This window comes from Thalassotalea coralli (assembly GCF_055786205.1).
This window is the reverse complement of the sequence record NZ_JBVVBK010000001.1, coordinates 1,134,467-1,146,196: the sequence shown is the minus strand read 5'-3', so window position 1 is coordinate 1,146,196 and position 11,730 is coordinate 1,134,467. Positions and strand designations below refer to the sequence as shown.

The following is an 11,730-nucleotide window of genomic DNA, read 5'->3' as shown; positions in this document are numbered from 1 at the left end:
TAAGAACATGTCAGAATTACAGCAAATTATCGAAAGTGCTTTCGAAGACCGAATGAACATCACACCGACTACGGTGACTACTGAAATTAAAAACGCAGTACTTGATGCGTTAGCGGCACTAAACGACGGTTCAGCACGCGTAGCAGAGAAAGTAGCGGGTGAATGGGTTGTACATCAATGGCTTAAAAAAGCAGTACTACTTTCTTTTCGCATCTGGGACAACGAAATTATCGATGGCGCAGAGAGCAAGTTCTACGACAAAGTGCCATTAAAATACAGTGACTACACCGAAGAGATGTTTGCTAAAGACGGTGTTCGTATTGTACCACCAGCAGCGGTAAGAACAGGTAGCTTCGTAGGACGCAACGTTGTCGTTATGCCAAGTTATATCAATATTGGTGCTTTCGTTGACGAAGGTACAATGGTGGATACTTGGGCGACGGTAGGCTCTTGCGCACAAATAGGTAAAAACGTACACCTATCTGGTGGTGTTGGTATCGGTGGTGTTTTAGAGCCATTGCAGGCAGGCCCCACAATCATCGAAGACAATTGTTTTATTGGTGCTCGCTCTGAAATTGTAGAAGGTGTCGTTGTTGAAGAAGGCGCAGTAATTTCAATGGGTGTTTATATTGGCCAAAGCACACGTATTTATGACAGAGAAACTGGTGAAACACACTACGGACGAGTACCTGCTGGCTCAGTTGTTGTACCAGGCAACCTTCCTTCTAAGTGCGGTACCTATAGCTTATATGCGGCTATCATCGTTAAGAAAGTTGATGCAAAAACACGCGCTAAAGTCGGCATTAACGCCTTACTTCGTTCAGTAAGCGAAGAATAATTCAACTAAGTCTTTATAGAGAAAGCCATCGCTAACATCTAGCGATGGTTTTTTGACACTTCCACTTTAAAAGCAAAAATTTCTCCCTCAATTTCACATTCTCCCAGCAGAATTTAAACGCAACACTTAGGTTTTTTCTAATATAAATCAATCTTGTAGATTTTTTATTCAATTACTTTTTCATACTGGCACACTGATTGCGATACCTCTAATGTCATTGTCAATAAGTTGTTTATCTCATGAAATTTGTAAAACCATTTGCACTAGTATTAGCCTTGTTAACGACAGCGTGTAATACCACAACCAACTCTGTTGTTGAGAAAAAACCTTTAGTATCAGATCAGCACCTGCTGCTGTCACTATTAAATAGACCAATGACAGAAGATCACAAAATCATGGTCGCCTTTACCAATACTAAACTTCAATTACCTGAAAATGGTGGCTTTGTGCCTTTAGTGAGTCCAGTGATGATTACCGGCCCGTACCAAAGCACAAAAAATGAAGAGACTTCAATGCCTAACTTCTATTCGCAACTCATCGCAAGAGACAGCCATGCGATTCGAGTGCAAGGTCCAAATTAACATGGCTTTGAATCTAATTGTCTAGTGCATTTTCAATGGATTCTAACGACCAGTTCAATCGCTCAAACACCGTTAACCATTGCTGATCAAATTGGGCTTCAACTAAGATTTCTTCTTTTAAAACTGGGTGATAAAAACAAAGACTTTTGGCCATTAACATTAAGCGTTTAAAGCCAAAATGCTTAGCAAAAAATGGGTTTTGTTTGTTATCTCCATAGTTAATATCACCAATGATAGGGTGTCTTAAGTGAGACAAGTGCTTTCTGATTTGATGTCGGCGTCCTGTTTTAGGCGCTAGACCCAGTAACGAATATCGAACACTGTTATATTTCCCCAGCGGAATGTCGAGTTGCGCAGTGTTCAAGCGAGTAAAGTTGGTTTGAGCCTCTTTAGTAACTTCATCGTTAGCGCTGAATTTATCACCAATTTTATCTAACTTAATTTTAATAGGGTGATCAATTAGCCCATCTTCAGGCGCAAATCCTCGAGTCAATGCAATGTAATTCTTTCGTACCCGATTATGGTAAAAATCTTCACTCACTAGCCTTGCCATTTCTTCCGTTTTAGCAAACAGCAACACTCCAGATGTCGGTCTATCTAACCGATGAATAGGGTAAACATATTGATTAGCGATATCTCTCACTAACTGTAAAGCAAAATACTTTTCATGTCGGTCAAGATAGCTTCGATGAGCGAATAAACCTGCTGGCTTGTCGACAGCAATAAAGTAGTCATCTTGAAATAAAACGGTTAAATCTGGCTTTTCGGTGAACATAAACAGCATTGCTCAGCTAGGTATTTTGTTTAGCCGCTATTATCTCTATAATACGTGTTGGTTTCGACAAATATATTTTTCCATGAGCACCATTTCTAGTATTACTGAGTTACTCAATCTATCTAATGTTCAATTTCGCATCTTCGATATTGGCCGCAGGGTTAGTAAAATATCGAAAGAAACGTTTAGTAAAATTGAAGAAAATCAGTTGCCTCACCCATTTCCTCATCAAGGCCACGCTCATTTAGCTATTGCGTTTTGGCAAGGTAAAGAACAATCTCCTTATCTTTGGTTTGCCAAACTACCGCTAGATGAAAGGGGCTTGCTAAATCAGGGGGCTAGAAACCATTTTGTTGCTATCATCGTTGAAGCGTTGGGAACAGATTTGTCTGCAGACCCAACGGAAAAACAAGCAGAGTTGTTACAAGCCAACCCATACATCTATGAACCAAGCCAATATAAACTGGCTTTTTTACATAGTTTAATTAGCGCTAGTTTGAAACAACCTGCTTCTAGTTACTATCAACCTGCCGTCGACTATTTAATCAAAAAAGATTGGCAAAGCTGGCAAAACATTGGTGTTCAAGGCTTAACAGACCTTGCCGTAAGGTTTGAAGCAGACAATCTAACTTCATTAGTCTCTGACGCATTACCTCACATGCCCAAACAAGTATTGGCAGTATTTTCCGGCGCGCTAGAGAATGTTAAGTTGCCACACACACTGTGCCATGCAGTGCTGAACATGCAATCACAGTCGACATTAGATGAAGAGACAAAGCTTTTATATTTTAGAGCATTATCATGTTCACAGCATGACGAGAGCATCAGAGAGTTAATTAAAGAATCACTAAATAGCGATAAAGCAACTAGTCAAGAGTTTGTCATCACGATCGCAGGGCGTTTCTGGGAATCACTGGAAAATGAGGCTACTTGCCTAGCATTCCTTGAGCTTGTTGCAGCAAAATTCCCAGAATTATTCGCCCCTCTTTTTAGAGATTTAGTCGCTATTCCAGGTTTAAGGGCGATAATATTTGCCAATATGCGAAATGAACAACGTTCAGAAGCACTCGGCAAAGCAATTGGTGCACTTTTCAATCAACAATAAGGACGAACATTTACATGGCTGAAATTTATCTCTTGCTTGGTGCTTTTTTGGTATGTTGGTACTTTTTGTTTTTACGTAATTTAGCTGAAACAGCACGACGACATGCACAACTTTATTGTAAAAACGAAGGCCTTCAATTTATTGCCATTGCCCGAGAATCTACAAGACTAACCTTCAATAAAACCCACGGTCTGTATTGGCAAAGTGTTTTCAATTTCGAATTTAGTGGTGATGGTGAATCAGCCTACTCTGGAAAGATTTCCTTGAAGAATTTGCGTAAACAGAGCATCGATGTCCCTGCTTATAGGATTTAAGCTTGTGCAAGAATTTTTAATAATAAAGTAGCGGACAAAGAAAAAGCGACTTAGCGTCGCTTCTTCTGGTTGGGTATGTCCTGTACCTCAACATCTACTCAGTGTCTTCCTGACTTAGAGCGTCCTGCCCCGCATATTGAAAACCTTCCTAGTTTTGAACAAGTGCGCTTCCCTACTTAACATCCTGTCAATGCGCTATCCTTAATTACGTCCTGTAAATCTCGTTCATTCAACTCCGTTTGAGTTTTCCTTTTTACTTCCATATCCTTGCTGAGTTACTCAAATATCGTCAATCCTTTGAGGATATTTGTTTTGGTTTTCCTTAACCCTGTGTCGTCCTGACAGTTATAATTCTAGGCTATTGGCTTTTTAAAAAAAGCGACTAAAAACAAAAAATTTTAAGTGATTGTTTACTCAAGTTTCTTCAAAATAAAACTTTAGCATTAGTTTCAGCACCTTACGGACAAACTTTAACTAGCTACCCTAAAGATTATTCCCTGATCGCTGACAGCTTATAGGACAATGTCTTACATAAGACATTCGACTTTGTCTATCACTTGACGATAAAGGTAATACCTTCAAGGCGAATTAAACGCCAAGTAGCAATAAATGGGCTAAGAAAATGCTGACATTAAAGAGAAAACTGTTTACTCTTTGACACTATAATCTATACCCAATTTTAGTTTGGAGATGACGTGCCTTTCTTGTCTTCTTTGCTCTGTTTCCAAGGAGCAGATGATCGTTTTAGGTTTGCCCTAATTAACTTAGTAAGTACCCTATTATTCGCGATAATTTCACTTGTTTTTATCGATTGGCCAATCATTAACGTTGTTTTAACTGGCGCGTTATCAACCATCATATTTGCTTCAACCAAAAGGCGCCTTAACGACGCACAATTAACCAAACAATGGCTATATATCCCTGTAGCTGCGTTTGCGATTACCACACTAATAATATCTATTTCTCAAGTTTTGCCTTTGTATTGGCTACTATTGCTCCCGTTAGCCTTATCACTGATTTTAGTGAGTTACCCATCCAAACATCAGGTGAGAAAGGTGCTTGGATATAGTGGCCCCGTAGATTTGCAAATGTACGAGGTGTCTAACTCTCATCGTCAACATAGAGTAGAGCCGAGTTTTTCAGGGAACGTTTCGAATCAAGAACAGGTAATAGTTGACGCTGCACCTGTGACCTACCAACAAGCAGCGTCTTTACCAAAACAAGATTTAGGTGAACAAATTCGTGAATTCTTGTTTAATCAACAAAATGGCAAAAAGACGATTGCGCTATTAATTAGTATCATCATTGTTGGCATCTTGTTCAGCTGGTTAATGATGACACAATCATCAGGGTCTAAAACGGTAGAAGAAGTTAATAATGAAGAAAGTATTCAACCAGTGCAGACCGCTTACCACGCAGAGATTTCAAATGTAGTGGTGTTAGCTGATGACTTTGAAGTAGCAACAAATGAGTTTTATGGTGTTGTTATTCAATGGGAGGTTGACGATAACTTAGGCAAAGTTGAGCTATGGGATGTGCATAGTGCCAATGGTGATAAGAGTTGTGAAAAGTTAACCTTTAATAATAAAGAGTCTATTCGTACCACTAAAGTGTTATGGCTTAATCAGAATCTAATTCAAGCGCACTTTTCGCCTTTAGATCAATCAAACCTTATTAATGGCTTAGCAAAAAGAGGAAGTTTTTCGTTATGTGGTTACGACTTTTCCTTAAAAGGAAGTCAAGCGGCATTGGGTAAAAGCAGCTATTTTCAACAATTGCTGTAATTTGCTAATACCTATCCAATTTTACCAAAAATTAAACATAAAAAAATGCGGCTCTTCTGAGCCGCATTTCTCTAACTAGCTTATGCATCCTGCATAAAGTATCCCGCTTCGTCCCTAAATGGTGTTCCTCACCTTTCCTAGCACTTCCTTGGGCATTCCTTCAACATCCTTATAAGCAACCAATCCTCGGTCACACCGGTATCCCTAAGCAATTTCCTTTGCCCTTCCTTGGTTTGTCATCCCTGAAATTTGTCAGTCCCTTGAGTTTACAGTAATCCTTGTATAGTCAAACACGCCTTGTTTGAACTTTCCATGAACACTCTAGCTCTTCTGTCTCATCGCCTTCCTGACAGTGACTATATTACGCCTTTAGAAATTCTGAGGTAGTAACTCATCCAAAATTATTTACTTGTTATATTTTTGTAAAGAAAGGTAAATTTACTTTATTAATTAATAAACAATAACTTACGTGACTTTGAAAAGAAGATATCTGAAAGAAAAAGCTCTTTGTCCTACGTTGTTGTAAGACATGTCTTACAAAGTTATAGGGTAAATAGGAGAAAACGACTATTAACGAATAGCGAATCCTCCTTTTAAGTTTAACGATAGTGAATCATTAGCGACCCTGAGACGTTACCTAACGTTAGGTCCTCCACATGTTTGTAGTCGACATCTTTAAAAAACGAGCGGTATTTATCTGTTGTTGCATAAACAGCCACACCTTCACTTTCTGGGTATTCTTCTAGTAATGTGTTCACCGCCGCCATAAGGTAATGGCCAAAGCCATGGTGCTGATGTAGTGGGTGTATCGCGATAAATGCCAGCATATGAAAGTTATCCATTGGCACAGCTTCCATGACTTTTTGCTCTTTTTCGATCATTTGTTTAGTGCTTACGTAACCAGCGCCAAGCAACATTTTTAATCGCCAGTGCCAAAACCTATCAGCAGAAACTCCGTCTTTACAGTGGTTCAAACACGCTACGCCAACCATAGTTTCACCTAGATAAAGGCCTACCATTGGCTGTTTAGCTTGCCAAAACACCCCGAGCTCTTCTCTTATTGCCGCTCTAAGTTTTTGCTCATATTCAGGTGAATCACCTTTAAATATTTCTAAAAAGACAGGATCGTCATGATAAGCTTGATACAACAAAGATACCGCCAGCTTTAAGTCTTCAGCGCTTAAATACGCCGCCTTAATCTCTTCTTTCGTTGCGTTACTAACTTGTTGTGACATCTTTCTCCCCCAATAAAGTTATCACAAACACCATAGCAGCAAATCTTTTGTATGGTCAAATTACAATCAACTTTTACTTTTCCTAAAACAAAAAAAAGCATGCCAAGGCATGCTTTATTCGAAGTACTAAAAACTTAGCATCGTTGCTTCATAATGTCTTTTACCAAGGCTAAACCCGTTTGTTCACAAGGAGGTAACTGACAATTGCTCTTACCTTTTGCAACCGGTTTGTCGACAAATCTGAGTAAATGGGCACTCCAAGTGAGTCCGCCTCCAAAAGCGGGCATCAACACATGGCTGTTTTCAGTAACAAGCCCTTCTTCGATTGCTTCTACTAGTGCAACTAAAGCTGTTGCAGCTGACATGTTTCCGTATTTTTCTATATTAATAAATACCTTTTCAGGCGGCACAGACATTTTTTTAGCTAAAGAGTCAATAATGCGAAGATTCGCCTGGTGTGGAACAACTAAATCGATATCTTGCGGAGCTAAATTTGCTTTTTCTAACGTTTGCTCACTACCACTTGCCATACCTGCTACAGCTTTTTTAAATATCTCTTGTCCGATAAATTGCCAGTGAGCATCACCTAATAAGCGACCTTTATTCGCATACTTCATCCCCCAGCCTTGTACAGCGAGAATATCACGTGACTCACCAAAACACCCCAATGACTCAGCTAATACTCCTGATGGAGTATCACTGGCCTCGAGATATAAGGCTGCTGCGCCATCGCCAAATAAAACAGCAACATCGCGATTAGTCCATTCCATAATTGGCGAAATAACTTCTGCACCGATGACCAAAGCTGATTTAACGACACCGCTTTTGATCATCGCCGTCGCTGTCGTTAAACTGTACATGCCACTGGTACATGCGGTATTTACATCCATACAAGCCGCTTGTTCTGCACCTAACAAACGCTGCACGTTTGATGCAGCATTTGGACAAAGCTCATCAAAGGTTGTACAACCAAATACGATTAATTCAACATCTTTCGCTGTTTTTCCAGCAGCAGCCAACGCCCGCTCACATGCCACATGGGCTAGTTCACTGACATTTACATGAGAAATACGTCTTTCCTTCATGCCCGTACGTGTCGTTATCCACTCATCATTGGTTTCTAAAAATGTGGCTAAGTCATCATTAGTTAGTTTTGCTGGCGGTAAACATTTACCCCAACCAGTTATTGCTGCATACGTCATAATTCACCTAAATAATTCTTTAAACTCAACTGTTCATACCAGTGAGTTATATGTCGCTCATAGTACTGTGACTCTTTAGCTAAGTCTATGAGTAATGAGTGGCAAACCAGAAAAAAGGCCTGACATAAACTATAGTCAATAGATGTAAAAACAGGAACTTGAATCAATATCGGTAACAGGAGAAGACTGATGTCAAATCATCACACTTATAAAAAAGTAGAGTTAGTGGGATCATCTAAAACCAGTATAGAAGACGCTATTCATAACGCGTTAGCGGAATGCAGTAAATCGATTAAAAATATGGACTGGTTTGAAGTGACCGAAACTAGAGGCCATATCGTTGACGGTAAAGTTGGTCATTTCCAGGTAACGCTGAAAATTGGTTTTAGAATCGAAAATAGCTAGGTCGGATTTTCGTTTCTTAACGATAGATTTTGAGATAAATCAATAAAATAATGGTTATTTTCCACTAAAGTCGCAAACTAATATTGTTGCGACTATGGTAGAGTGTGTCCATAAATTAAATAGATAATTAACTATGAAATTAACTGATAAAGCTGGCCAAGTCGTGCGCTGGCAAGATTTCATTAAATCGGGAAATCGCATTTTTATTGGCTCGAATGCCGCTGTCCCCAATGCGTTAATCGATAATCTCATCAGCAATAGCGAGCAACTGCACGATATAGAAACAGTACACATTTTAACGCTTTCTGATAACAAATGGGCCAAAGTAGAATATCAACAGCTATTTAAAGTGAACTCGCTATTTATTGGTGGCGAAAATGTTAGAGAGGCTGTTGCTGAGGGCCGTGCCGATTATACGCCTTGCTTCATTTCTGAAATTCCAACATTGTTTAAAGAACACATATTACCACTTGACGCTGCCTTAGTTATGGTTAGCCCACCTGATGAGTATGGTTATTGTTCTTTAGGGGTAAGTGTCGACATAGTAGCTGCTGCAGTAAAATCCGCTAAATTTGTGATTGCACAAATTAACCCCCGAATGCCTAAAACAAACGGGCACAGCTTTATCCACGTAAATCAGATAAATGCTTGGTTAACTAAAGAGCAAAAGCTACCAGAACTACCCGCAATAGAAATAGATCAAGTCAGCGAACGCATTGGCCAGTATTGCGCAACCCTAATTGAAAACGGCGCTACCATTCAGGTGGGTATAGGTAAGATCCCAGATGCGGTATTACGATATCTAGCAAACCACAAAGATTTAGGTGTGCATAGCGAAATGATCTCCGATGGCATCATCGATTTAATGCTCAACGGGGTGATAAACAACAGGCGGAAAACATTCCACAAAGGAAAAACTGTGGTCACTTTCTGTTTAGGTAGCCAGAGATTATATGATTTTGTTCATAATAACCCGCACGTAGAATTTTACCCTTCAGAGCACATAAACTCGCCTGTAAATATCGCCAAAAACGACAATATGGTATCTATCAATAGTGCAATTGAAGTCGATCTAACTGGTCAAGTGGTTTCCGACTCTATTGGCCACCAATTTTACAGTGGTATCGGTGGACAGGTGGACTTTGTCAGAGGTGCTTGGCTCAGCAAAGGCGGCAAACCAATTATTGCACTGCCTTCAACCACTAAAGATGGCTCAATCTCTCGCATCGTTCCACATATTACCGAAGGTGGTGGCGTTGTCACCTCAAGAGGCCATGTAGCCTATGTAGTAACTGAATTTGGCGTCGCGAATTTGATTGGAAAAAGTATAAGAGAGCGCGCATTAGAACTTATTCGTATCGCCCACCCTAAATTTCGAGAGTCCTTACTTACTGAAGTTCGAAAACACTACTGGGTACCGCCTTATCAGGACAATACTCCTTCATCAGTACCTGAATTGGGGGCCATAGAAATCAAGAAATTTACCTTAGGAGGCGAACGATTTATTTTAAGACCGCTGAGTCCGGCCGATGAAAGAAAACTGCAAGAGTTTTTCTATTCCCACACTAAAGAAACCTTGATGATGCGTTATAACCACCACATGATGCAAATGACAAGAGAAAACTCCTGTAAGTTGGTGAGTGTTGATCAAAGCAAAGACTTAGCGTTATGTTTTACTCAACGCGATCAACTAGGCGAGGTTATTCAAGCAGTTGGAAGATATTACTTTATAGAGAGCGGTAATATGGCTGAAGTTGCCTTTGTTATTCGCGAAACTCAGCGAAGTAAAGGCATGGCAACTACCCTATTGTTGCAAATGATCAAGATAGCTAAAAAACGTGGTTTAACTCAACTTATTGCTTGCGTTAGACGAGACAATGCCCCGATGCTAAAAGTATTTGAAAACGCAGGATTTAAACGTGGTTATTCCGAAGATTATGACGAGGTATCACTAGCACTGCCGTTAGATAATGAGCAAGAAACAGAGGAAGATCTATGAACTTTGGCGTAATCAGCCATTATAAATGTAATGGTCATCAGATGGGTGCACATCACCCAGAGTGCCCAGCTCGCCTTGATGCTATTCAAGATCAATTTATTCGTAGTGGCTTGGAATATGTTATTCGTCAAATTGACGCGAATAAAATAGATAAAGCTTTTTTGGCTCTGGCACATGACCAAACCTACATAGACTTTATTTATAAGAATGCACCTTCGCAAGGTGAGTTTCGCATTGATGATGATACGTCTATGAATAGTGAATCTTTGGAAGCAGCGCTTTACTCTGCCGGGGCTGCTAAAGATGCGGTCGATTTAGTCATGAGTGGTGATTTAAAAGCGGCATTTTGTGTGACTCGACCACCAGGGCATCATGCTGAACGAGACAGAGGCATGGGATTTTGTATCTTCAATAATATTGCTATTGCGTCAGAATACGTAAAGAAACACTTTGGCATTAAGCGAGTTGCCATTTTAGATTTTGACGTACATCACGGAAACGGTACTGAAAATATTGTGAAGGATAAAAAAGGAACGCTGTTTTGTTCTTCATATCAATACCCTTTTTACCCATTTGAAATGCTAGAAAGTGACACACCGCCGATTATAAACACGCCTTTGGCTGCGACAACCAAAGGGTTTGAATTCAGAGAAATTATTGCCGAGAAATGGCTACCTCAATTAGAGAAATTTAAACCAGAATTCATCTTTGTATCTGCGGGGTTTGACGCTCATATTGAAGATGAAATGTCGCAAGTGAGTTTAACCGAAGCCGATTATCATTGGATATCCGAGCAAATTAAAATGATAGCCGATAAACACGCTAAAGGAAGAATCGTGTCAGTTTTAGAGGGAGGATATGCATTAAGTGCTTTAGGCCGTTGTGCCGTAGCTCACGTAAAAGGACTTATTGGTCAATAGCACATTATTGGCAAGGTCAAAAAAGCAGGCGTTGTAGCCTGCTTCTCAATATATTTATTAACTTGTCGGTTCAAACAGTGCTGACTGCGGCACTTGGTATTTAGTGTGTAGCTTTTTGCTCATCATACCTTTTCGCCGCTTTAACGCTGCCTCTAACTTGCCACTCGCTTCTGCAATCGCCATATACAGCTCTTTTGCTGTAGCTCTAACTGATATTTTCTCACCTTCATAAAGTGTAGTTACTTCCAATTGCTGGCGATTTGGTTCAACACGTATTACCGAGTCTAAATGCAGAATACTTGGAAAATGTTTCGCAATTTTAGCAAACTTTCTCTCAATTGCTTCTCGAATACCTTGCGTAACTTTTACGTGATGACCTGAAATTGTTATTTTCATGATATGCCCTCTTTTATTGGGAAAGAAAAATGAAGTTAACGTCAAACGCAATGTCTGTTGATTAACTCTTACTATTTATACTCTGGGCAAGCGCTGTAAAAAACAAGGAGTAAAAGGTATTTCAATAGCAACTGAATGTAAAAAAGTATGTCACCAAAGATAAAGCGCATGTAAAA

At 39.8% G+C, this 11,730-nt stretch carries 12 protein-coding genes; 8 read left to right on the top strand and 4 right to left on the bottom strand.

What is annotated here, in order from left to right:
* The first annotated feature begins 7 nt into the window (after positions 1 to 7).
* Both dapD and ACOB80_RS05080 read left to right on the top strand, forming a co-directional pair.
* The gene (gene dapD, locus ACOB80_RS05085) at positions 8 to 838 is read left to right on the top strand and encodes a 2,3,4,5-tetrahydropyridine-2,6-dicarboxylate N-succinyltransferase (RefSeq protein ID WP_473164718.1); all 831 of its coding nucleotides are present in this window, start codon (positions 8 to 10) and stop codon (positions 836 to 838) included.
* A 239-nt stretch (positions 839 to 1,077) separates the two neighbouring features.
* Positions 1,078 to 1,419 (top strand): hypothetical protein, encoded by a 342-nt coding sequence (locus tag ACOB80_RS05080; RefSeq protein WP_473164717.1) that lies wholly within the window; start codon positions 1,078 to 1,080, stop codon positions 1,417 to 1,419.
* A gap of 13 nt (positions 1,420 to 1,432) precedes the next feature.
* Here ACOB80_RS05080 and ACOB80_RS05075 read toward each other — a convergent pair whose 3' ends face one another.
* Positions 1,433 to 2,194 carry a pseudouridine synthase gene (locus ACOB80_RS05075; protein WP_473164716.1) on the bottom strand — a complete coding sequence of 254 codons (762 nt, stop codon included), beginning with the start codon at positions 2,192 to 2,194 and terminating at the stop codon, positions 1,433 to 1,435.
* An 82-nt stretch (positions 2,195 to 2,276) separates the two neighbouring features.
* On the opposite strand from ACOB80_RS05075, the gene ACOB80_RS05070 reads away from it, so the two are divergent.
* From ACOB80_RS05070 to ACOB80_RS05060, 3 genes are all read left to right on the top strand, one after another.
* On the top strand, positions 2,277 to 3,299 hold the full coding sequence (locus tag ACOB80_RS05070; protein ID WP_473164715.1) for a DUF3549 family protein: 1,023 nt from the start codon (positions 2,277 to 2,279) through the stop codon (positions 3,297 to 3,299).
* A gap of 14 nt (positions 3,300 to 3,313) precedes the next feature.
* Complete coding sequence (locus tag ACOB80_RS05065) at positions 3,314 to 3,613, top strand: DUF3301 domain-containing protein (RefSeq protein WP_473164714.1); 300 nt, start codon at positions 3,314 to 3,316, stop codon at positions 3,611 to 3,613.
* Between the two features lie 704 nt (positions 3,614 to 4,317).
* Positions 4,318 to 5,397, top strand: coding sequence for a hypothetical protein (locus ACOB80_RS05060; protein WP_473164713.1), 1,080 nt, complete (start codon positions 4,318 to 4,320; stop codon positions 5,395 to 5,397).
* Between the two features lie 599 nt (positions 5,398 to 5,996).
* Here the strand turns inward: ACOB80_RS05060 and ACOB80_RS05055 are convergent.
* Positions 5,997 to 6,632, bottom strand: a complete 636-nt coding sequence (locus ACOB80_RS05055) for a GNAT family N-acetyltransferase (protein WP_473164712.1) — start codon at positions 6,630 to 6,632, stop codon at positions 5,997 to 5,999.
* 134 nt (positions 6,633 to 6,766) lie between these two features.
* The gene (locus ACOB80_RS05050; RefSeq protein WP_473164711.1) at positions 6,767 to 7,834 is read right to left on the bottom strand and encodes a ketoacyl-ACP synthase III; all 1,068 of its coding nucleotides are present in this window, start codon (positions 7,832 to 7,834) and stop codon (positions 6,767 to 6,769) included.
* A gap of 189 nt (positions 7,835 to 8,023) precedes the next feature.
* On the opposite strand from ACOB80_RS05050, the gene ACOB80_RS05045 reads away from it, so the two are divergent.
* The 3 genes from ACOB80_RS05045 (at position 8,024) to ACOB80_RS05035 (ending at position 11,158) form a co-directional block, all read left to right on the top strand.
* Positions 8,024 to 8,239, top strand: coding sequence for a dodecin (locus tag ACOB80_RS05045; protein ID WP_473164710.1), 216 nt, complete (start codon positions 8,024 to 8,026; stop codon positions 8,237 to 8,239).
* Positions 8,240 to 8,372: 133 nt separating this feature from the next.
* Entirely contained in the window at positions 8,373 to 10,238 is a 1,866-nt protein-coding gene (locus ACOB80_RS05040) for a GNAT family N-acetyltransferase (RefSeq protein ID WP_473164709.1), read from the top strand.
* Entirely contained in the window at positions 10,235 to 11,158 is a 924-nt protein-coding gene (locus ACOB80_RS05035; protein WP_473164708.1) for a histone deacetylase family protein, read from the top strand. The genes ACOB80_RS05040 and ACOB80_RS05035 overlap by 4 nt, the downstream gene beginning before the upstream one ends.
* A gap of 57 nt (positions 11,159 to 11,215) precedes the next feature.
* Here ACOB80_RS05035 and hpf read toward each other — a convergent pair whose 3' ends face one another.
* Positions 11,216 to 11,554: a ribosome hibernation-promoting factor, HPF/YfiA family gene (gene hpf / locus ACOB80_RS05030; RefSeq protein ID WP_473164707.1), complete on the bottom strand. Its 339-nt coding sequence runs from the start codon at positions 11,552 to 11,554 to the stop codon at positions 11,216 to 11,218.
* Between the last annotated feature and the right edge of the window lie 176 nt (positions 11,555 to 11,730).

Excerpts from the sequence above, each read along its gene's own strand:
- ACOB80_RS05075 (WP_473164716.1), bottom strand. The coding sequence starts at position 2,194 with ATGTTCACCGAAAAGCCAGATTTAACCGTTTTATTTCAAGATGACTAC.
- ACOB80_RS05070 (WP_473164715.1), top strand. The coding sequence starts at position 2,277 with ATGAGCACCATTTCTAGTATTACTGAGTTACTCAATCTATCTAATGTT.
- hpf (WP_473164707.1), bottom strand. The coding sequence starts at position 11,554 with ATGAAAATAACAATTTCAGGTCATCACGTAAAAGTTACGCAAGGTATT.
- ACOB80_RS05035 (WP_473164708.1), top strand. The coding sequence starts at position 10,235 with ATGAACTTTGGCGTAATCAGCCATTATAAATGTAATGGTCATCAGATG.
- ACOB80_RS05080 (WP_473164717.1), top strand. The coding sequence starts at position 1,078 with ATGAAATTTGTAAAACCATTTGCACTAGTATTAGCCTTGTTAACGACA.
- dapD (WP_473164718.1), top strand. The coding sequence starts at position 8 with ATGTCAGAATTACAGCAAATTATCGAAAGTGCTTTCGAAGACCGAATG.
- ACOB80_RS05045 (WP_473164710.1), top strand. The coding sequence starts at position 8,024 with ATGTCAAATCATCACACTTATAAAAAAGTAGAGTTAGTGGGATCATCT.
- ACOB80_RS05065 (WP_473164714.1), top strand. The coding sequence starts at position 3,314 with ATGGCTGAAATTTATCTCTTGCTTGGTGCTTTTTTGGTATGTTGGTAC.
- ACOB80_RS05050 (WP_473164711.1), bottom strand. The coding sequence starts at position 7,834 with ATGACGTATGCAGCAATAACTGGTTGGGGTAAATGTTTACCGCCAGCA.
- ACOB80_RS05055 (WP_473164712.1), bottom strand. The coding sequence starts at position 6,632 with ATGTCACAACAAGTTAGTAACGCAACGAAAGAAGAGATTAAGGCGGCG.
- ACOB80_RS05040 (WP_473164709.1), top strand. The coding sequence starts at position 8,373 with ATGAAATTAACTGATAAAGCTGGCCAAGTCGTGCGCTGGCAAGATTTC.